The organism is Bacillus cereus (assembly GCF_007678085.1).
Taxonomy (GTDB): Bacteria; Bacillota; Bacilli; order Bacillales; family Bacillaceae_G; genus Bacillus_A; species Bacillus_A cereus_BE.
Window position 1 is genome coordinate 67,603 of record NZ_VEDW01000001.1, and the last position, 20,344, is coordinate 87,946.

Below are 20,344 nucleotides of genomic sequence, written 5' to 3' on the forward strand. Positions count from 1 at the left end.
AGTTTCCCTTTACCCTGCCTAACGACTGATAGGGGGATAAAGCTCTGAAGCTGGACAAACAAGACGTAGGAACCCGATTGGTTCGGGCTGATCTTTTGCAAAAATCGCAAAAGAAAGTTTCACTTCATTATAGTCTATCCAAAAAAGGGTAGCAAATAGGTGTTTGGCGGGGAATAATATTTGTCAAATCGCGATGAATTGGCTAACATGAAAGAGGAAGGATTAGAGGTGAATTGTATGGAAGCAAAAACGATGAAGGATATGCAGAAAGAAGTAGATGCATATATTGGTCAGTTTAAAGAAGGTTATTTCAGTCCACTTGCAATGATGGCTCGTTTAACGGAAGAAATGGGGGAGCTTGCAAGAGAGGTTAATCATTATTATGGTGAGAAACCGAAGAAAACAACTGAAACAGAACGTAGTATTGAAGAAGAGCTTGGAGATGTATTATTTGTTATGATTTGTATGGCAAATAGTTTAAATATTGATTTAGAAACAGCACATAACATTGTAATGAATAAATTTAATACTCGCGATAAAGATCGCTGGACACGTATTGATGAGGGAGAGAAAGAGTAATGAAAGAAATTAAAGTAATTATCGCTGGACCAAGAGGACGTATGGGACATGAAGCAGTCCTTCTTATGGAAAGAACGGAACATTTTAATTTAGTAGCAGCAGTAGATTATAAGCATGGCGGAGAGAAAATTTCTGATTTACCAGGCATGCCAGCACTAAATACACCTGTTTACGCAGATTTACATACTTGTTTAGAAGAAGTAGAAGCTGATGTGTTGTTAGATTTAACAACGCCAGAAGTTGGGAAACAACACGTTACACTAGCAGTTGAGCGTGGACTTCGTTCTGTTATTGGTACAACTGGATTTACAGAAGAAGAACTAAAACAATTAACAGACACTGCAAAAGAAAAAGCAGTAGGAACAATTATCGCTCCAAACTTTGCAATTGGTGCAGTTCTTATGATGAAATTCTCACAAATGGCAGCGAAGTATTTCCAAGATGTTGAAGTAATTGAATTGCATCATGATCAAAAGTTAGATGCACCATCTGGTACAGCGGTAAAAACAGTAGAATTAATTCGTCAAAATCGTGAATCAAAGCAGCAAGGTCATCCGAATGAAGTAGAACAACTAGAAGGTGCTCGTGGTGCAAATGTAGACGGCATTCACATTCATAGTGTACGTTTACCAGGACTTATTGCACATCAAGAAGTAATGTTTGGTGGAGATGGACAAATGTTAACGGTTCGCCATGATTCATTCAATCGTGCATCATTTATGTCTGGTGTAAAACTATCAATTGAGACAGTAATGAATCTAGATCATCTTGTGTACGGTTTAGAAAACATTATCGACTAAAGGGGAGACAACGGATGAAAATTGCCTTAATCGCACATGACAAAAAGAAAAATGACATGGTTTCGTTTGCATACGCATATAAACCAATTTTTGAACAACATGAATTATTTGCAACAGGAACGACAGGACTTCGTATTATGGAGGCAACTGGTTTAGTTGTAACAAGATATCAATCGGGTCCTCTTGGTGGCGATCAAGAAATTGGTGCCATGATTGCAAAAAACGATATGGATATGGTGATTTTTTTCCGAGATCCACTAACTGCTCAGCCGCATGAACCAGATGTAAATGCATTACTTCGTTTATGTGATGTATATGCGATTCCACTTGCAACGAATATGGCAAGTGCTGAAATGTTAATGCACGCATTAGAGCGAGGAGATTTAGATTACCGCAAGTTTAGAAAATGAGGGGAACAATTATGAGTGGATTACATATATTAGCGTTTGGTGCTCATGCCGATGATGTTGAAATCGGCATGGCTGGTACCATTGCTAAATATACGAAGCAAGGGTATGAAGTAGGTATTTGTGATTTAACAGAAGCTGATCTTTCTTCTAATGGAACGATAGAGTTGAGAAAAGAAGAAGCAAAGGCGGCAGCTCGTATAATGGGAGTAAAAACGAGACTGAATTTAGCGATGCCAGACCGTGGTTTGTATATGAAAGAAGAGTATATACGTGAAATTGTAAAGGTGATTCGTACGTATAAACCAAAACTAGTTTTTGCACCGTATTATGAAGATCGTCATCCAGATCATGCAAATTGTGCGAAACTTGTGGAAGAAGCTATTTTTTCAGCGGGAATTCGTAAATATATGCCAGAGGTTCCACCACATCGTGTGGAGTCTTTTTATCATTATATGATTAATGGTTTTCATAAACCGAATTTTTGTATAGATATAAGTGAGTGCCTTTCTATAAAAGTGGAAGCGTTAGAAGCGTATGAAAGTCAGTTTTCAACAGGGAGTGATGGTGTGAAAACGCCGTTAACAGAAGGTTATGTTGAAACTGTGGTTGCTCGTGAGAAAATGTTTGGAAAAGAAGTTGGAGTTTTATATGCCGAGGGATTTATGAGTAAGAAACCGGTTTTATTACATGCTGATTTAATAGGGGGATGTAAATGAAATTAAAAATAGGTATTACATGTTATCCTTCTGTAGGTGGTTCTGGAGTTGTTGGAACAGAATTAGGAAAGCAATTAGCGGAACGCGGGCATGAAATTCATTTTATTACATCGGGTTTACCATTTCGGTTAAATAAAGTGTATCCAAACATTTATTTTCATGAAGTGACGGTAAATCAATACTCTGTATTTCAATATCCACCATACGATTTAGCGCTAGCGAGTAAAATGGCTGAGGTTGCACAAAGAGAAAACCTAGACATTTTACATGTGCATTACGCAATACCACATGCCATTTGTGCTTATTTAGCAAAACAAATGATTGGAGAGCGTATTAAAATTGTTACAACCTTGCATGGAACAGATATTACTGTGTTAGGTTCCGACCCTTCGTTAAATAATTTAATTCGTTTTGGTATTGAGCAATCTGATGTTGTGACGGCTGTCTCGCATTCATTAATTAACGAAACGCATGAGCTAGTAAAACCAAATAAAGACATTCAAACGGTATATAACTTTATAGACGAACGTGTATATTTCAAGCGTGATATGTCTCAATTAAAGAAAGAATACGGTATAAGTGAGAGTGAAAAGATACTAATTCACATTTCAAATTTCCGTAAAGTGAAACGCGTGCAAGATGTTGTTCAGGCATTTGCTAAAATTGTTACAGAAGTAGATGCGAAGTTGCTTCTTGTAGGAGATGGACCAGAATTTTGCACGATTTTACAGTTGGTGAAAAATCTACATATTGAAGATCGCGTCTTATTCTTAGGGAAGCAAGATAATGTTGCAGAGCTACTTGCGATGAGTGATTTAATGTTGCTTCTATCAGAGAAGGAGAGTTTTGGTCTTGTTTTATTAGAAGCGATGGCGTGTGGTGTACCTTGTATTGGCACAAGGGTTGGAGGTATTCCAGAAGTCATTCAACATGGTGAAACAGGATATTTATGTGAAGTTGGAAATCCAACGGGAGTGGCAAATCAAGCCATTCAGTTATTAAAGGATGAAGAACTTCACCGTAATATGGGAGAGCGAGCAAGAGCAAGTGTTTACGAGCAGTTCCGCTCTGAAAAAATCGTTTCACAATATGAAACGATTTACTATGATGTATTAAGGGATGACAAAAATGGAAAGATTTAAAAAAGCTAGTTCTATTATTGAGACTTTAAAGCAACAAGGACATGAGGCCTACTTTGTCGGTGGAAGCGTACGAGATCTTATTATCGATAGGCCGATTGGAGATATTGATATTGCGACATCTGCTTTACCAGAAGAAGTGATGGCTATATTTCCAAGACATGTTCCTGTTGGTCTTGAGCATGGAACTGTAATTGTGGTAGAAAATGGTGAACCTTATGAGGTAACCACTTTTCGAACAGAGAGCGAATATGAAGATTTTCGAAGACCTAGCAGTGTTCAATTTGTTCGTTCGTTAGAAGAGGATTTAAAACGTCGTGATTTCACAATGAATGCAATTGCTATGACAGAAGAAGGCGAAATGGTTGATTTATTTGCTGGACAGGAAGCAATTAAAAAGAGAGAAATTGTGACAGTTGGAAATGCTGCGGATCGTTTTCAAGAAGATGCCCTGCGAATGATGCGTGGTATTCGTTTCGTAAGTACGCTAGGATTTTCTTTAGAAAATAACACGAAACAAGCAATTGAAACATATGGGCATTTGCTGGAACATATAGCAATTGAGAGAATTACAGTGGAGTTTGAGAAACTGTTAACTGGCACATATTGCGTGAAGGGTTTGCAAGAATTAGTAGAAACGAAGCTGTTCTCTCATCTGCCATATTTACAAATGTCAGAAGAGAGATTGGCAAAAGCTACGCAGTATAAATGGGATTCTTTTGAAACAGACGTTGAGGCATGGGCATTTTTCTTATATTGTATCGGGGAAGAACATCCATCAGTCTTTTTACGTCAATGGAAGTTTTCGAATAAAAAAATAAAAGATATCGTCGCAGTTTTATTAACAATCCGTACGAGAAAGGAGAAGGATTGGGATACAGTCCTTCTTTATAAAACGGGAATTCATATCGCTGAAATGGCAGAAAGAGTATATGAAGCGATGATTGAAAGCTATGAGAATACATCTGTGAAACGAGTGCAAACGTTGTTTGAAGCATTGCCAATCAAGAGTCGACAAGAAATGAATGTGACTGGGAATGATTTATTAAACTGGGCAAATAAAAAGCCAGGTCCATGGGTTGCTGAAATGATTCAAAACATTGAGGAAGCAATCGTACAAGGAAACGTAGTTAATGAGAAAGAGTGTATAAGGGAGTGGCTGCAAGAATGCAATCTACTATAAGAAAGCAGTTATTACAAGTTTTTTCAGAAGCGGATGGTGAGTTTGTATCTGGCCAAACGATTAGTGATAAACTTGGTTGTTCAAGAACCGCTGTGTGGAAACATATGGAGGACCTTCGGAATGAGGGATATGAACTTGAAGCTGTGCGTCGATTAGGTTATCGAATTGCGGGTAAGCCAGACAAAGTAACTGCTAATGAAATTCAATTAGGACTACAAACGAAACATATTGGTAGAACGGTATATTTTGAAGAATCTGTTGAATCTACGCAGCATATTGCAGCAAAACTTGCTTATGAAGGTGCAGAAGAAGGAACAATTGTTGTGGCAGAAGAACAAACATCGGGCAGAGGTCGTTTAAGCAGGAAATGGTACTCGCCAAAAGGAACTGGAATTTGGATGAGTATTATTTTACGTCCATCCATCCCGGTTCATCATGCACCACAACTTACTTTGTTAGCGGCTGTTAGCGTTGCACAAGCAATTGAAAAGTGTACGGGTGTAAACGTAGGAATAAAATGGCCAAATGATATTTTGATTCAAGGTAAAAAGGCTGTAGGTATATTAACAGAAATGCAGGCGGATCCTGATAAAATTAATGCTGTCATTATGGGTATTGGTATTAATGCGAATCAAAAGCAAGAACATTTTGATGAGGAAATTCAGCATATTGCTACTTCTTTAGCGATTGAATCTGGTAGGCCGATTGTTCGTGCAGAGCTTATGCAACAAATCTTTTTACAACTAGAAAAATTATATGAAGAGTATTTACAAAATGGTTTCTCTGTCATTAAAATTCTTTGGGAAAGTTACGCTGTGAGCATCGGGAAAGAAATTAATGCTCGAACGATGAGAGAGACAATTACAGGGGTAGCAAAAGGAATTACAGAGGATGGTGTATTGCTTCTGGAGGACCATGAAGGGAAAGTACATCACATTCATTCTGCGGATATCGAAATTAAGTAAAAGAAGTTCCTTTTTGGAACTTCTTTTTATTTGACTATTACTTTGCCTTCCATTCCTTTCAGAAGATGGTACCGGCATATTAATTCATATGTACCAGTACTTGTAGGTTTCACGGTAATATTTTTTTCTTTTCCTGACTTGACTACGACATCAATATCGAGTTTTTTTACTGTAAAGGTGTGTTCATGCTTACCTTTGTTTTTTAATAACAATGTTGTGGACTCTTCAATTGGAATCGTGATGACGTTTGGTTGAAAGTAATCATCGTTTAGTTCGACCTCAATTACTTTTGTTGAATCGATAGATTGTGTTACGACGTTAACGGAGGCAAATGCATGGAAGGAGCTAAACGTTATCATCCATACAATCATCACAAGCAAACCGGTGAATCGAAATAACCATTTGTTCATAGACATTCGCAATTCTCCTTTTGTAAGTATGTGTCCTCCATTAACCTGCATCATTATTTGAAGGGTTATACTATGCATGTAAATTCAGCTATTTTTCTTTCTATAATTGAGTGATGTGAAAAAAATTTCACATACCGTAATGGAGATAAAAATTATTTTTTCAAAAAAATGTAGTAATTCCTTTTTGGAGTTTGTTATAATTAGTTCGAATATGGGCAGTATCAGAGCGAACTGCACCGTGATTCGAAGCAATACGAAAAAATAATAACTTGGATTCTGCCTTGATCCAATAACGGACTGGGACAGAGGGATGAATAATGCCGACGAACACACAACCCTTCTGCCCTTTTATGGCCAGAGGGGTTTTTTATATGATTTCGGCCATCTCCTCTCTCCTGCATAAAGGAGGAGTAGTTTTTGAAAACAAAAACAGATTTTTTGAAGATGAAAGAGCAAGGTGAGCCGATTACAATGCTAACGGCGTATGATTATCCATCTGCTAAGTTAGCGGAAGAAGCTAAAGTTGATATGATTCTAGTTGGAGATTCCCTTGGAATGGTTGTGCTCGGATACGATTCAACAGTACCTGTAACAGTAGAGGATATGATTCATCATACGAAAGCTGTACGCCGAGGAGCGAAAGAGACGTTTATTGTAACTGATATGCCATTTATGTCGTATCATGTGTCGCCTCAAGATACGATGGTGAATGCACGCCGCATTGTTCAAGAGAGTGGTGCTCATGCACTGAAGGTAGAAGGTGCAGGGGAAGTGGTATCAACTATTCATTACTTGACGAATGCGGGGATTCCTGTCGTGGCACACTTGGGCTTAACTCCTCAATCTGTAGGAGTACTAGGTGGGTATAAAGTACAAGGAAAAGATGCTGAAAGTGCAAAAAAATTAATAGAAGATGCGAAGAGGTGTGAGGAAGCTGGTGCGATAGCGCTTGTGTTAGAATGTGTGCCAATGCAGTTAGCGGAATTAATTTCGAAGCAACTAACAATTCCGACGATTGGAATTGGAGCAGGGAAAAAAGTAGATGGGCAAGTACTTGTTTATCATGATCTTATCTCATACGGCGTAAATCGTGTTCCGAAATTTGTGAAGCAATATACGTCTGTTCAAGAGGAGATTGTACGTGGGATTTCACAATATGTTACTGAAGTAAAGACAGGGCAATTTCCAGAAGAAAAACATTCATTCACAATGAAAGAGGAAGAATGCTTAGCGTTATACGGAGGAAAGCAATAATGAAAATCGTAACTACAGTGCAAGAGATGCAGCAAATTACAAAAGAACTGCATGCAAGTGGAAAAAGTATTGGTTTTGTTCCAACGATGGGTTATTTACATGAAGGTCATGCGACTTTATTACGTGAGGCAAGAGAAGAAAATGAAATTGTAGTTTTAAGTGTGTTTGTCAATCCGCTACAATTTGGCCCGAATGAAGATTTAGATCGATACCCTCGTGATATTGATAGAGATGAAAATGTAGCAAAAGAAAACGGTGTAGATTATTTATTTTATCCAAGCGTAGACGAAATGTATCCAGCAGAACAAACGACAACAGTAGAAGTTGTAAAGCGTACCGATGTATTATGTGGCAAACAAAGACCTGGTCATTTCGCTGGTGTTGCGACTGTACTAATGAAACTATTTAATATTACATTGCCAACGCGTGCTTATTTCGGTATGAAAGATGCGCAGCAAGTTGCTGTTATTGAAGGATTTGTCGCTGATTTTAATATTCCGGTTACGATCGTACCAGTGGATATTGTACGGGAAGAAGACGGATTAGCGAAGAGTTCTCGTAACGTATATTTATCACAAGAAGAGCGTGAAGAGGTCCCTCAATTATACCGCAGTTTATGTGTAGCGAAGGAGAGGATTGAGGCAGGCGAACGTAATGCAGAAATCATTACAACTTTTGTGAAAGAGTATATTGAGACGTATACGAAAGGCACTGTAGATTATGCTGATTTATATGCTTATCCTTCACTACAAGAAATGGATGAAATTGAAGGAAGAATTATTTTAGCAATCGCAGTTAAATTTGAGAATGTACGATTAATTGACAATATAACATTAACGGTTGAATAAGGGGGAGCATCTATGTTTCGCACAATGATGAGAGCGAAGTTACACCGCGCAACAGTAACAGAAGCAAATTTAAATTATGTAGGTAGTATTACAATTGATGAAGATTTAATGGATGCAGTAAATATTGTAGAAAATGAAAAAGTACAAATTGTAAATAACAATAATGGTGCTCGCTTAGAGACATATGTTATTAAGGGAGAACGCGGTAGCGGTGTTGTTTGTTTAAATGGTGCAGCTGCAAGGCTTGTGCAACCAGGGGATAAAGTTATTATTATTTGCTACGGTCTAGTGACAGAAGAAAATATTCATAAACAAGAGCCGAAAATTGCAGTATTAGACGATAATAATCAAATTATTGAAATGTTAGGTGCTGAAAAAGCGGGTACGATATTATAAGTAAGCAGGCTATCTCTATTACGGAGATAGCTTTTTTGTGCATCTTTTCATTAAGATGAGATAAAACGTGGTATAGTAACATTATATAATTTTGTGTTTGATAGGTAAGAAATTGAGGTGTTACATATATGAGTAAGCGTTATGTCGTTGTGGATTTAGAGACGACAGGGAACTCCTGGAAGGATGGGAAAGATAAAATTACCCAAATTGCAGCTGTTGTAGTGGAAGATGGAGAGATATTAGAGATTTTTTCATCTTTTATTAATCCGAAGAGAGAGATTCCGCCATTTATTACAGAGTTAACAGGGATTGATGAGAGTATGGTTAAGCAAGCCCCGTTATTTCAAGATGTAGCCCCGATGGTTGTTGAGCTATTACAAGGTGCAGCTTTTGTTGCACATAACGTTCACTTTGATTGGAATTTTTTAACGGAAGAATTAAGGCAGGCTGGATATACAGAAATACATTGTCCAAAAGTTGATACAGTTGAGTTGGCACAAATTCTTTTGCCGACAGCTGATAGTTATAAATTACGTGATTTAGCTAAACAACACGAACTAGAGCACGATCAACCACATCGTGCGGATAGTGATGCTCTTGCAACAGCGGAATTGTTTTTACAATTTTTAAATGAAATTGAAAAGTTACCACTTGTCACCTTGCAATCGCTCTATGAATTAAGTGATGTTTTTCAAAGTGATATAGCGGATGTACTTTCTGAAAATATTTTAAAGAAAATGATGCATGGTAAAAAAGCGGCTGAGGGGTATGAAGTGTATAGAAATATTGCACTTCGAAAACGGAATTATTCTTTAAATCTCAGTGAAACATGTTCATCTAAATTTGATGCTTTCTTGCATAAGACAATTGATAAACTTGAATTGAATATGCCAAAGTTTGAAAAAAGAGAAAGCCAACAAATTATGATGAAGGAAATATATACAGCACTAAGAGATTCTAGGTTTTCGCTAATTGAAGCAGGAACAGGAACAGGAAAGACTCTTGCATATTTACTTCCAAGTATTTATTTTGCAACGAAAAAAGAGGAACCTGTCATCATAAGTACCCAAACAGTACAACTGCAACAACAAATATTAGAAAAAGAAATTCCATTATTACAGAAAATAATGCCATTTTCATTTGAAGTAGCTCTTTTGAAAGGAAGAAAGCATTATCTTTGTCTACATAAATTTGAATATGCTTTGCAAGAGGAAGAGAAAAATTATGATATGGCGCTCACAAAGGCAAAAATTTTAGTGTGGTTATTGCAAACGGAAACTGGCGATCGGGATGAATTAAATATTCCTGAGGGCGGAAAGTTACTTTGGAACCGTATTTGTAGCGATGTACATAGTCCAGGCGGGATGCAAAGCAACTGGTATAGCCGTTGTTTTTATCAACGAGCAAAGAATAAAGCATTATTTGCAGATATCGTCATAACAAATCATGCTTTATTATTTCAAGATTTTTCAAGTGAAGAACCACTATTTGCTTCATGTGAACATATTATTTTTGATGAAGCTCATCATATCGAGGAAGCGGCGAGTAGAACATTAGGTCAACAGTTCTCCTGTATGTATTTCCAACTAGTTTTATCTCGTCTTGGTACGCTAGAAACAGATGATGTACTTTCTAAAGTATATAAAATGATGAAAAAATCAGAGCAAGCCTCTCGTTCCACTTTCCGTATGGTGAGTCATAGTTTGAAGGAATTGAAATTTGATGCGGATGAGCTATTCCAAATGCTACGTGCTTTTATCTTTAAGCAAACAAAGCAGGAACAAGGGATAAGCAATATGCCACTCATTTATCGATATAACACGGAAGTAGAGAAAGGTAAGTTATGGGATAGCATTACCGAGTTAACAAATCGTTTTGTATACGATGTAAGAAAATTGTTGACTACACTTGAGAAGCAAGTTGATATATTGCAAAGTAAATTAGAATGGGAGATGCATGTTGTTACAGGTGAATTTATGCATTTAATTGAGTTGTTGAGAAAGATGGAGCAATCTTTACAATTACTCATTTTAGAAAAAAATTCATACGTGACATGGATGGAAACTGAAACGAAGGGAACCATTCATTCAACGGTTTTATATGCACAGCCTGTTCATATTGGTGAAAGATTTGCGGATGAGTTTTTAACACAAAAAAAGAGTGTTATTTTCACATCAGCAACGTTAACAGTAAATGATTCATTTGATTATATAAAAGAGGAGCTAGGTTTACATGATTTTGCTCCAAATACATTACAGGTCCCATCACCATTTCATTTTGAAGAACAGATGAAATTAATGGTTTCAACAGATGTGCCGTTTATTAAGCAAGCAAGTAATGAAGAATATATTGAATCTGTGTCGGCACATATTGCAAAAATAGCGAAAGCTACAAAAGGTAGAATGCTTGTTTTGTTCACTTCGTATGAAATGTTGAAAGAAGCGTATACGAATTTGAAAAATGATGAGGAATTAGAAGGGTATTTATTATTAACGCAAAGTGTGAATAATAAGAGCCGAAGTCGTCTCATCCGTAAATTTCAAGAATTCGACAAATCGATTTTGCTAGGAACAAGTAGTTTTTGGGAAGGGATAGATATACCTGGAGATGCCCTTAGTTGCCTTGTTATTGTTCGGCTTCCCTTTACGCCTCCTCATCAACCGATGATGGAAGCAAAAGGAGAGTGGTTAAAAAATCAAGGAGAAGACGTATTCGCTAAGTTAGCACTTCCGCAAGCAATACTGCGTTTCAAACAAGGATTTGGTCGTCTGATTAGAACAAGTACAGATACCGGAACGGTATTTGTATTAGATCGTCGTTTGACAAGCGCTTCTTATGGGAAACGTTTTTTACAATCAATCCCAACTGTCCCGCTTTATGAAGGCCCTTTAGAAGAATTGTTAGAACAATTAAAAGAACAGCCAAATAAATAAAATTGGAAGAAAAATACGCCTGAAGTACATTTAAGCTTCAGGCGTAAAAAATGTGGGTAGGAGGAATTTTATTTTTCTTACTTCTTGTATACAAAATGTATTGGTTTTCGACTTGAAACCTTTTTTTGCAGTACATGTCCTGCTATAATAGATGGGTGATGAAGCAGGGGTTGTAAAGAATGTACTCTTATTGTAACCGCATTGCGTTCTTCTATAATTAGAAATTTTTGTGTAACGGAGGAGTTTTTTCATGGATAAGAAAATCGAAGTCCTATCAACGACGCGTATTAAATATTCGTCTGACTTGTATAAAATCGTTGATAGTTTGAATCGTACGTTAAAAGAGCAGGACCTCATGTTCGGATTAGCATTAGACGAAAAAGATAAAGAAACAGCTGTATTTACGATTTACAGAACGTAGTGATACAATGAAAAAGTGGATCTTTACAATCGTTATCGTAATCGTTGCTAGCGGAATATATGGGGCGTATGTTTATAATAAAGCAATGGAAAAGAAAATCCCTAAAGAGGAAAAATCTGTAGAAATTGCGAAAGAAAAGGCAAAGCTTACAAAGGTAAAATCTGTTGATTATTATAACGGAGAATCTTCATATACAGTCGTACAAGGTACAGATGAAAAAGGAGAACAACTTATCGTTTGGGTGCCTGAGAAAAAAGGGGAAACTATAGTAAAGAAAAAGAGCGAAGGTATTTCTGAAAAAGATGCTTTACAAAGAACGATTGAACAAGTCGGAGATGACAGTAAAGAGCCCAAAAGTAAGCCTAAAGAAATTTTAAAAGTAAAATTAGGCGTTGAAAACAATATACCACTATGGGAAGTTACATATATTGATGATGACAATCGTTATAGTTACTACAATCTTGCATTTCAAGATGGTCAGTTTTTAAAACGATATAGCATTGAAAAATAGATGTAGGGGGAACTACAAATGAAATTAGCAAAGCGAGTAGCTGCTTTAACACCATCTGCCACTTTAGAAATTACAGCAAAGGCACAAGCATTAAAAGCAGAAGGTCATGATGTAATTGGATTAGGGGCAGGAGAACCTGACTTTAATACGCCAGAACATATTATGGATGCTGCACATAAAGCGATGTTAGAAGGACATACGAAGTATACACCAACAGGTGGATTACAAGCGTTAAAACAAGAAATTGTGAAGAAGTTTACTCGTGATCAAGGGATTGCGTATGATCCATCTGAAATTATTGTATGTAACGGCGCAAAGCATGCATTATATACATTATTCCAAGTATTACTTGATGAAGGAGATGAAGTTATCATCCCTACGCCTTACTGGGTAAGTTATCCGGAACAAGTAAAGCTTGCTGGTGGTAAGCCAGTTTATGTAGAAGGTCTTGAAGACAATGAATACAAGATTACAGCGAAGCAGCTGCGTGAGGCAATTACAGAGAAAACGAAAGCAGTTATTATTAATTCACCGAGCAATCCAACAGGAATGATTTACAGCAAAGAAGAATTACAACAGCTTGGAGAAGTATGTTTAGAACATGATATTTTAATCGTTTCAGATGAAATTTATGAAAAATTAATTTATGGTGGAGCAGAATATACTTCGGTTGCCCAGCTTTCTAATGCATTAAAAGAACAAACACTTATTATTAATGGTGTATCTAAATCTCATTCTATGACAGGATGGCGTATTGGATATGCAGCAGGAAATAAGCAGCTTATTAAAGCGATGACGAACTTAGCGAGTCATAGTACGTCAAACCCTACTTCAATCGCTCAATACGGCGCAATCGCGGCATATGCAGGCTCACAAGAACCTGTAGAAACAATGCGTCAAGCATTTGAAGAGAGATTAAACATTATTTATGATAAGTTAATTCAAATCCCTGGCTTTACTTGTATTAAACCACAAGGTGCATTTTACTTATTCCCTAATGTAAAAGAAGCTGTAGCTTTATCAGGATACGAAAACGTTGATGATTGGGCAAAAGCTCTATTAGAAGAGGAAAAAGTGGCTCTTGTACCAGGTACAGGATTTGGTGCTCCAAATAACGTTCGTTTATCATATGCGACATCTCTTGAACAAGTAGAGAAAGCGTTAGAGCGCATTCATACGTTTATGAAAAGTAAAGTGCAAGCTTAATTGCATATTTTATTAACGCAATACAAAAAACCTTCCTACATAATAGGGAGGTTTTTTTGACGAATTGTGGCAAAAAGAAATAGCGAAAGGTGTGTTATACTAGAGAGCGAGGTGTTTGGTGATGAAAAAGAAAATGATGTTACAGTGGTTTGAGCAGGGAAGTATTGCAATTCCAAAATTACTTATGATGCATTATAAAAAATTAGGGTTAAATGAAACGGAATTTATGGTTGTACTTCATGTACACACATTTTTAGAATCGGGCAATACGTTTCCGACTCCGTCAGAGATTTCAGAACGGATGACGATTAGTGAAATGAAATGTATGGAAGTAATTCAGACATTGATTCAAAAAGGTTTTTTATCATTAGAAGGTGGACAAAAATCAGAAGCGATGATGTGTGAAAGTTATTCTTTACAGCCGCTTTGGGAAAAAATATTGCATTTCTTAATGAATGAATCGATAGAGGAAGAACAAAAAGAAATAAAACAATTGCAAGTAAATTTATATACAGTATTTGAAAAAGAATTTGGAAGACCACTTTCTCCATTTGAATGTGAGACGTTGGGAATGTGGGAAGATCAAGATCAACATCATCCGAATTTAATTCAAGCGGCCCTCAGGGAAGCTGTAATGAGTGGTAAGCTTAATTTCCGATATATTGATCGTATTTTATTTGAGTGGAAAAAGAATGGTATTAAAACAGTAGATCAAGCCCAAAACCAAGGACGAAAATTTAGAGCAAATCAACAACGAACGCAGCAAACGACAAAACAAGAGACGAAATTTACTGGGAAAGTGCCTTTTTATAATTGGTTGGAGCAGTGATGTAGGAGGAAATATATGTTAAATAAAACGCAAATTCGCTATTGTTTAGACACAATGGCGGATATGTATCCAGAAGCACATTGTGAATTAATTCATGATAATCCGTTTGAACTAGTAATCGCGGTAGCATTATCTGCACAATGTACAGATGTACTTGTAAATAAAGTGACGAAAAATTTATTTCAAAAATATAAAACACCAGAAGATTATTTAAGTGTTTCTTTAGAAGAGTTACAACAAGATATACGTTCTATTGGATTGTATAGAAATAAAGCAAAAAACATTCAAAAATTGTGCAGAATGTTGCTGGATGATTATAATGGAAAAGTTCCAGAAGATCGTGACGAGCTGACGAAATTACCAGGAGTAGGGAGAAAAACAGCAAATGTAGTTGTATCGGTAGCGTTTGGCATTCCGGCAATCGCTGTTGATACACATGTAGAGAGAGTGAGTAAACGGTTAGCGATTTGTAGATGGAAAGATTCGGTGTTAGAAGTGGAAAAGACATTAATGAAGAAAATTCCGATGGATGAATGGGGTGTTACACATCACCGTATGATTTTCTTTGGACGTTATCACTGTAAAGCGCAGCGACCACAATGTGAAGAGTGCCGCTTACTAGAAGTATGTCGTGAAGGAAAGAAGAGAATGAAGGAGAAATAAAGGATGGAGCGAGTTATAGAAATACCGAAAGAATTTCGGTGCTTACCATTTTTTAAAGAAAGTATGGATTCGATTGCGTATCATACAGAACAATCTTTTGAAGAAATCATACAAAATACTTACTTTATATATGATATGGAAAGAAAAGATGAGCCGTGGAGTGAAATTGAAAATAGTGTTCCTGTACTGTTGAACGTATGGAAAAGTAAGCATGAGGACATTGCTACACTATTTCGAAACAGAAATAAGCAAGAAGCTGAAGGCCCAATGATTCTTTTTGCGGCACATTTGTTATCGATTGTATATTGGCTAAATGGGCAACCTGTTCATAATTTGAATGAACTAGAAACTTATACGAGTAATTTAGAAGTACAACCAGTTAATTTTATGGAGCGATATTCGTTCATTATAAAGAAGCCGAATAATTATCATTCCTACATTCAGTTAGCACAGTTGTATATTGAAATAGAAAAGCTATATGTAAAGAAAATGATAACAAAAAAGAAGTCCTTTTCTCGTTAAGAGAAAGGACTTCTTTTTTTGTATTAAGACTCTGTTATAACAACATTTCCGTCTGCGTGAGGTGTATCTCCTCCGGTATTTTGTTGTTGCTCTTGTTGCTTTTGTTGTTCTTCTTCAGCTTTTTTTCTAGCAGCCTCTTCTTCAGCTTTCTTTCTAGCAGCTTCTTCTTCGGCTTTCTTTCTAGCGGCTTCTTCTTCAGCAGCCTTTTTCTGAGCTTCTTCTTGTTGTTTACGTTGTTGTTCTTGTTGCTGTTGTTGCTCTTGTTGTTTACGCTGCTCTTCAGCAGCGTTTTTCTGAGCTTCTTCTTGTTTTAGTTTATCTTCATTCGCTTTTTTCTGAGCTTCCTCATCAGCTTTTTTCTTAGCTTCTTCTTCAGCCTTCTTCTGAGCTTCTTCTTCAGCTTTCTTCGGGTCTGGAGTTCCGCCAGGTGCAGTGAAGGATGCACCAACTGCAGGGCTTGTTCCAGTACCTTTTTTCGCTACTACAGAGAAGCTGTAAGTAACGCCTGGTTTAATCCCCCCAAGAGTAGCTGTCGTACCACTAATTGATAGGCTACCACTTGAACCATCAGTCGCTTTATAGCTTGCTGCGTATGCATCAACTTCTGCTGGTCCAGACCAGTTTAGTGTAACTGTACTAGCGCCATCGAAAGTGACATTAAGACCACTAGGTGCATCTACTTTAATTTGTTTCACTGCATCTTTCTTAGCACCTTTTACGTACAATTCACCATTTAATTCTTGTACAGAAGAAGGGCGTTCGAAACGAGATTTATCTGTAGCGAATTTGCTCATCATTACTTGGAACATTTGTTGTGCAATTCTAGTAGAGCGATCACCAATGTAATTTTCTGGGCTATCTTTTTCATAACCAGTCCACACCGCCATTGTATATTGCGGTGAATATCCAGCGAACCAACTATCTCTGTTTGCATCAGCTGGTATGCCATATTTTTTTATAACTGATTCATCAAAGTTTTGTGTTCCTGTTTTACCTGCTACGTCTATACCTGAAACGTATGCTGTTGGACCTGTACCACCAGACCCAGGTTTTACTACGTCACGAAGTACGTCAGTAACCATATATGCTGTATAGTCGTGCATTGCACGTTGTTCTTTCGGCTTAAAGCTTTTCTTTTTCCCATCTGGGAAGATGACTTCTTTTACGAAATGAGGCTTATTATATACACCGTCATTACCAAATGCGGCATATGCACCTGCTAGTTCTAATGGAGAACTATCGTTACTACCAATTGCTGTTGATTCATATGTTTTGCCGTCTTTAAATGTCATACCCAAGCCTTCAGCAAACGCTTGTGACTTAGGAAGACCAACCGCTTGGGCTGTCTTTAAAGCCGGGATGTTTAATGATTTTTTCAAAGCTTCACGTAGTGAAACGTCACCTTTGTAACTATTTGTTGCATTTCGTATTTTTTTACCATTGGAATACGTATACTCTGAGTCATTTAATTGATGGTATGTAGACCATTGTAAATTCTCAATTGCTGGACCGTAGTCGAAAATTGGTTTCATTGTTGAACCAACTTGGCGTTTTAAATCAATGGCCATATTATGACCTTTGAAAGTAGACTTACTTTCTTTACGCCCAGCTCCAATTGCGCGAACTTCTCCAGACTGTGTATCCATAAATACGAATGATCCTTGGAATTGATCGTTCGGATACTTAATAAGATTGCCATCCATAATTTTTTCTGCGTAATCTTGAGCATCTTGATCAAGTGTTGTATGGATTGTTAAACCATCTGAACCGATATTTATATCCGGGTATTCTTTTTCAACTTCTTTTACAACAGCATCTAAAAATGCTTGATACTTCATCTCAGTTACTTCTGAAGACGGTTGAAGACCCTCAGTTACAGAGATTTTCATCGCGTTATTCATTTCATCTTTTGTTATATAACCATGTCGATTCATTAATGATAATACGACGTTACGACGTTGTGTAGCTCGTTCAACGTTGTCTTTTTTTGTTGGATCATAAATATTAGGACCTTGGGGTAAACCAGCGAGCATTGCAGCTTCATGTAACTGTAAGTCTTTTAAATCTTTGTCATAATATTTTTTGGCTGCTGTTGCAATACCGTACGAACGGTTACCTAAGTTAATCTTATTTAAGTACATTTCTAAAATCTCATGTTTAGAGTATTGTTGCTCTAATTTGTAAGATAGGTACCATTCTTGTACTTTTCTCTTTGCAGTTTTGTCCATCGTTAGAAAATAGTTTTTGACTACTTGCTGTGTAATCGTACTACCACCTTGAGATCCGAATCCTCCAGTGACATTTTCCATAACTGCTTTTGTAGTTCGTTTAAAATCAATTCCATTATGATCATAGAAACGTGAATCCTCAGTTGCAAGGAATGCATTTTCAACTACCTTTGGAATTTGATCATACGTAACGTGGGTTCGTTTTTCAGCACCGTATTCATAGAAAAAGTTCCCATTCTTATCAAGAAACTTTGTTGATAAAGGATTGACAAGTTTTGATTTGTCTAATTTTGGAGCGTCCTTCACCATAACAAAGAAAGCGGAAACGCCAGCTACAAGACCAACGATACCAAGAAGTAGACAACCTATAAGGAATTTTTTTAAAAAGGAGCCTTTTTTCTTTGGTTTTTTCTCTTTATTTGTTTCTTGCTTTTGATTTTTTACATGATTTCGTTCTGTACGAGAACGATAATTATCTGACATTATACTTTCTCCTACCTTTCATTCTCTCCCCCAAAAGTCGAAAAAAGAGCCTTAGTGATGACTCTATCACGAAAAATAAACCGTGTCTAGTACACGGATATAATCAATCCGAGGGTGATAACCGCATGATAATAAAGATCCATGCTCTTCTATTTCTTCTTTCGTAATCGATTTCCGTCCACCAGTATTTTGACGATTCCAAAATGCAATAATATGTTTTGCATCTAATAAATAAAATTCATCAAAAAGTGTAAATTTAATAATGACAAATGCAATGCCATTATGAGCGATTACTTGCTTCATATGTTCAATTTGATGAAGGTGGAAGTTTTGAAGTGGAAAGCTGGTTTTATTTTTTGTTTCTTTCGCTTCAAAATCGATGTATTTCCCTTTATATACACCGTTGTAATCTGTTGTAGAAGGTTGTTTAAAATACGCTTCTTTTACCACTGCAGCACTTCGAGCGGGGTAATCTACTTTTACAATTTGAAGAGGAGTAGGTTTTTTATGTACGCATGCAATATCATGGGTTAAGTAATATTCATTTGTTTCATTCAATTCCTCTTCAAGGGACATACCTCTATTACTATAAGTATGTTTTTTAATTGGTGTTTTATGAGGTTGTGAAGCTTGATTGTATCGTTTTCCATTTGGGTAACGAATGGTCATAGTGTGTCCACTCCCAACTTGCTAAGAATTACTTACAAAGGTGATTATAACAAAAAATGAAAAAAGATGTGACCTTTTTGAAGAAAGGTATGATGACTTATTCATGATTACTTGGAAAGATTATGAGAAAATTAAACAATATCGTAAAGATATGGTCTGCACAGAAGAAGAAAAAACAATCGTTTACAACATTAAGAGGGAAATAGAACTAGCTAATATGGACAACATTTCTCGAACACAGTCCTATCAAGAATATTATGTAAGAAATAGTGAAATTAGGTGGGCTTTTTTAGCAAGTATGGTCTCGAGAAATGCGGGATGGAATATGACTGATCTAAAAGGGAGATTTTATGCTACTGTTTTACCTCAAACAGTAAAAAAACATTTGTTTCTGACTTATGAAGAAGCGAATTGGATTATTTTTTTAGATGCATTTCCTCAGCTATTGTTATACGAAGAAAGTAAGAAGAGACAAATACCGCTATTCCATTTGTTACAATATTTCAACGTATCAATTTTTATGGAAAAAGAATGGATATATTTTTGGGAGAAAAAAGATAGAAATAGGCTCATGACAGCGCTTATTATAAATGAGCAAAATAAAATTCAAAAACCAATTATTGAGAATACATATTTTAAAAAACATGTATTTCATACTGCACTTTTTAAATTGCAAGAAATGCTTCATATAAGTGCTGTTATTTTTCCAACCGTTGAAGGGGGGATGTATGGGTTTTCAGTATATCAATTTGAAACGTTACAAAAGCGTATAGAATTAGGGAAGAAATTAGCGGATTTACTGTTTCATCCGAATTATAAAAGTTTATTCCATAGGTTTGCATTGCAAACTATACACACAGGATCAAGAGCAGACTATGAATGTTATGTAAGAGAAGCTAGAAAATCTTGTACGCCAGCCCTTAGAGAGGTTTATCCTGTTGTTGCACATAAGGAAATAAGCATGAGAGATTGGTTTTGTAGAGATACGGAAATACATGAGTTGTTTTTACTGGAAGAGTATAAGGGGGAAGTTGATATTACAGAATGGTATAAAAGAAAGAGGGAGCAAATCTATGTTGCTTCTATTGTAAATCGTTTTGTTAAAAGGATGCATGAGTTCGTGATATAATAAAAAAGAAGTCCCGTCTTTTATGAAGATGGGACTTCTTAATGTGAAGT

Annotated in this window: 21 protein-coding genes; 18 read left to right on the plus strand and 3 right to left on the minus strand. The window is 36.5% G+C overall.

The genetic code is table 11. From position 1 onward, the window contains the following. The first annotated feature begins 237 nt into the window (after window positions 1-237). From FS742_RS00370 to FS742_RS00400, 7 genes are read left to right on the plus strand one after another with little or no spacing between them, the layout of a single operon-like run. Window positions 238-579 (plus strand): nucleotide pyrophosphohydrolase, encoded by a 342-nt coding sequence (locus FS742_RS00370; RefSeq protein ID WP_001992677.1) that lies wholly within the window; start codon window positions 238-240, stop codon window positions 577-579. Next, complete coding sequence (gene dapB / locus FS742_RS00375; RefSeq protein WP_144610603.1) at window positions 579-1,379, plus strand: dihydrodipicolinate reductase; 801 nt, start codon at window positions 579-581, stop codon at window positions 1,377-1,379. The genes FS742_RS00370 and dapB overlap by 1 nt, the downstream gene beginning before the upstream one ends. A 14-nt stretch (window positions 1,380-1,393) precedes the next feature. Next, a complete protein-coding gene (gene mgsA / locus FS742_RS00380) occupies window positions 1,394-1,789 on the plus strand; it encodes a methylglyoxal synthase (protein ID WP_000684766.1) in 396 nt (131 codons plus the stop codon). An 11-nt stretch (window positions 1,790-1,800) separates the two neighbouring features. After that, window positions 1,801-2,505 (plus strand): bacillithiol biosynthesis deacetylase BshB1, encoded by a 705-nt coding sequence (gene bshB1, locus FS742_RS00385; RefSeq protein WP_144610605.1) that lies wholly within the window; start codon window positions 1,801-1,803, stop codon window positions 2,503-2,505. After that, on the plus strand, window positions 2,502-3,647 hold the full coding sequence (bshA, locus tag FS742_RS00390; protein WP_098092956.1) for an N-acetyl-alpha-D-glucosaminyl L-malate synthase BshA: 1,146 nt from the start codon (window positions 2,502-2,504) through the stop codon (window positions 3,645-3,647). Before bshB1 ends, bshA begins: the two co-directional genes overlap by 4 nt. Next, window positions 3,634-4,827, plus strand: a complete 1,194-nt coding sequence (locus tag FS742_RS00395; protein WP_144610606.1) for a CCA tRNA nucleotidyltransferase — start codon at window positions 3,634-3,636, stop codon at window positions 4,825-4,827. The genes bshA and FS742_RS00395 overlap by 14 nt, the downstream gene beginning before the upstream one ends. Then, window positions 4,812-5,792: a biotin--[acetyl-CoA-carboxylase] ligase gene (locus tag FS742_RS00400; RefSeq protein ID WP_144610608.1), complete on the plus strand. Its 981-nt coding sequence runs from the start codon at window positions 4,812-4,814 to the stop codon at window positions 5,790-5,792. The genes FS742_RS00395 and FS742_RS00400 overlap by 16 nt, the downstream gene beginning before the upstream one ends. Window positions 5,793-5,818: 26 nt before the next feature. Here FS742_RS00400 and FS742_RS00405 read toward each other — a convergent pair whose 3' ends face one another. Continuing rightward, window positions 5,819-6,208: a cupredoxin domain-containing protein gene (locus tag FS742_RS00405; protein ID WP_144610610.1), complete on the minus strand. Its 390-nt coding sequence runs from the start codon at window positions 6,206-6,208 to the stop codon at window positions 5,819-5,821. Window positions 6,209-6,619: 411 nt separating this feature from the next. Between FS742_RS00405 and panB the strand changes: the two genes are divergently transcribed. From panB to FS742_RS00455, 10 genes are all read left to right on the plus strand, one after another. Next, window positions 6,620-7,456 carry a 3-methyl-2-oxobutanoate hydroxymethyltransferase gene (gene panB, locus FS742_RS00410; RefSeq protein ID WP_000853125.1) on the plus strand — a complete coding sequence of 279 codons (837 nt, stop codon included), beginning with the start codon at window positions 6,620-6,622 and terminating at the stop codon, window positions 7,454-7,456. Continuing rightward, window positions 7,456-8,304 carry a pantoate--beta-alanine ligase gene (gene panC / locus FS742_RS00415; RefSeq protein ID WP_144610612.1) on the plus strand — a complete coding sequence of 283 codons (849 nt, stop codon included), beginning with the start codon at window positions 7,456-7,458 and terminating at the stop codon, window positions 8,302-8,304. Before panB ends, panC begins: the two co-directional genes overlap by 1 nt. Before the next feature lie 12 nt (window positions 8,305-8,316). Then, window positions 8,317-8,700: an aspartate 1-decarboxylase gene (gene panD, locus FS742_RS00420; protein ID WP_144610614.1), complete on the plus strand. Its 384-nt coding sequence runs from the start codon at window positions 8,317-8,319 to the stop codon at window positions 8,698-8,700. Between the two features lie 128 nt (window positions 8,701-8,828). After that, entirely contained in the window at window positions 8,829-11,633 is a 2,805-nt protein-coding gene (dinG, locus tag FS742_RS00425; protein WP_144610616.1) for an ATP-dependent DNA helicase DinG, read from the plus strand. Between the two features lie 250 nt (window positions 11,634-11,883). Beyond that, the gene (locus FS742_RS00430) at window positions 11,884-12,054 is read left to right on the plus strand and encodes a YpmA family protein (protein ID WP_000358352.1); all 171 of its coding nucleotides are present in this window, start codon (window positions 11,884-11,886) and stop codon (window positions 12,052-12,054) included. Window positions 12,055-12,061: 7 nt separating this feature from the next. Beyond that, the gene (locus FS742_RS00435; RefSeq protein ID WP_144610618.1) at window positions 12,062-12,565 is read left to right on the plus strand and encodes a cell wall elongation regulator TseB-like domain-containing protein; all 504 of its coding nucleotides are present in this window, start codon (window positions 12,062-12,064) and stop codon (window positions 12,563-12,565) included. Window positions 12,566-12,583: 18 nt separating this feature from the next. Then, a complete protein-coding gene (gene aspB / locus FS742_RS00440; protein ID WP_097817822.1) occupies window positions 12,584-13,771 on the plus strand; it encodes an aspartate transaminase AspB in 1,188 nt (395 codons plus the stop codon). A gap of 121 nt (window positions 13,772-13,892) precedes the next feature. After that, window positions 13,893-14,600, plus strand: coding sequence for a DNA replication protein DnaD (dnaD, locus tag FS742_RS00445; RefSeq protein ID WP_144610620.1), 708 nt, complete (start codon window positions 13,893-13,895; stop codon window positions 14,598-14,600). Window positions 14,601-14,615: 15 nt separating this feature from the next. Beyond that, entirely contained in the window at window positions 14,616-15,263 is a 648-nt protein-coding gene (gene nth, locus FS742_RS00450; protein WP_144610622.1) for an endonuclease III, read from the plus strand. A 3-nt stretch (window positions 15,264-15,266) separates the two neighbouring features. Next, the gene (locus FS742_RS00455) at window positions 15,267-15,785 is read left to right on the plus strand and encodes a YpoC family protein (RefSeq protein ID WP_144610624.1); all 519 of its coding nucleotides are present in this window, start codon (window positions 15,267-15,269) and stop codon (window positions 15,783-15,785) included. 23 nt (window positions 15,786-15,808) lie between these two features. Here FS742_RS00455 and FS742_RS00460 read toward each other — a convergent pair whose 3' ends face one another. Then, complete coding sequence (locus tag FS742_RS00460; RefSeq protein ID WP_144610626.1) at window positions 15,809-18,496, minus strand: PBP1A family penicillin-binding protein; 2,688 nt, start codon at window positions 18,494-18,496, stop codon at window positions 15,809-15,811. A 66-nt stretch (window positions 18,497-18,562) separates the two neighbouring features. Continuing rightward, entirely contained in the window at window positions 18,563-19,165 is a 603-nt protein-coding gene (gene recU / locus FS742_RS00465; protein ID WP_144610628.1) for a Holliday junction resolvase RecU, read from the minus strand. Window positions 19,166-19,268: 103 nt separating this feature from the next. On the opposite strand from recU, the gene FS742_RS00470 reads away from it, so the two are divergent. After that, window positions 19,269-20,294 carry a DUF2515 domain-containing protein gene (locus tag FS742_RS00470; RefSeq protein ID WP_144610630.1) on the plus strand — a complete coding sequence of 342 codons (1,026 nt, stop codon included), beginning with the start codon at window positions 19,269-19,271 and terminating at the stop codon, window positions 20,292-20,294. Window positions 20,295-20,344: the final 50 nt, after the last annotated feature.

Bases quoted from the DNA above. Each gene is read 5' to 3' on its own strand.
- nth (WP_144610622.1), top strand. From the start codon at position 14,616: ATGTTAAATAAAACGCAAATTCGCTATTGTTTAGACACAATGGCGGAT.
- FS742_RS00405 (WP_144610610.1), bottom strand. From the start codon at position 6,208: ATGTCTATGAACAAATGGTTATTTCGATTCACCGGTTTGCTTGTGATG.
- dapB (WP_144610603.1), top strand. From the start codon at position 579: ATGAAAGAAATTAAAGTAATTATCGCTGGACCAAGAGGACGTATGGGA.
- mgsA (WP_000684766.1), top strand. From the start codon at position 1,394: ATGAAAATTGCCTTAATCGCACATGACAAAAAGAAAAATGACATGGTT.
- panC (WP_144610612.1), top strand. From the start codon at position 7,456: ATGAAAATCGTAACTACAGTGCAAGAGATGCAGCAAATTACAAAAGAA.
- FS742_RS00370 (WP_001992677.1), top strand. From the start codon at position 238: ATGGAAGCAAAAACGATGAAGGATATGCAGAAAGAAGTAGATGCATAT.
- FS742_RS00400 (WP_144610608.1), top strand. From the start codon at position 4,812: ATGCAATCTACTATAAGAAAGCAGTTATTACAAGTTTTTTCAGAAGCG.
- FS742_RS00430 (WP_000358352.1), top strand. From the start codon at position 11,884: ATGGATAAGAAAATCGAAGTCCTATCAACGACGCGTATTAAATATTCG.
- recU (WP_144610628.1), bottom strand. From the start codon at position 19,165: ATGACCATTCGTTACCCAAATGGAAAACGATACAATCAAGCTTCACAA.
- FS742_RS00460 (WP_144610626.1), bottom strand. From the start codon at position 18,496: ATGTCAGATAATTATCGTTCTCGTACAGAACGAAATCATGTAAAAAAT.
- FS742_RS00455 (WP_144610624.1), top strand. From the start codon at position 15,267: ATGGAGCGAGTTATAGAAATACCGAAAGAATTTCGGTGCTTACCATTT.
- dinG (WP_144610616.1), top strand. From the start codon at position 8,829: ATGAGTAAGCGTTATGTCGTTGTGGATTTAGAGACGACAGGGAACTCC.
- FS742_RS00470 (WP_144610630.1), top strand. From the start codon at position 19,269: ATGATTACTTGGAAAGATTATGAGAAAATTAAACAATATCGTAAAGAT.
- bshA (WP_098092956.1), top strand. From the start codon at position 2,502: ATGAAATTAAAAATAGGTATTACATGTTATCCTTCTGTAGGTGGTTCT.
- bshB1 (WP_144610605.1), top strand. From the start codon at position 1,801: ATGAGTGGATTACATATATTAGCGTTTGGTGCTCATGCCGATGATGTT.
- dnaD (WP_144610620.1), top strand. From the start codon at position 13,893: ATGAAAAAGAAAATGATGTTACAGTGGTTTGAGCAGGGAAGTATTGCA.
- aspB (WP_097817822.1), top strand. From the start codon at position 12,584: ATGAAATTAGCAAAGCGAGTAGCTGCTTTAACACCATCTGCCACTTTA.
- FS742_RS00435 (WP_144610618.1), top strand. From the start codon at position 12,062: ATGAAAAAGTGGATCTTTACAATCGTTATCGTAATCGTTGCTAGCGGA.
- panD (WP_144610614.1), top strand. From the start codon at position 8,317: ATGTTTCGCACAATGATGAGAGCGAAGTTACACCGCGCAACAGTAACA.
- FS742_RS00395 (WP_144610606.1), top strand. From the start codon at position 3,634: ATGGAAAGATTTAAAAAAGCTAGTTCTATTATTGAGACTTTAAAGCAA.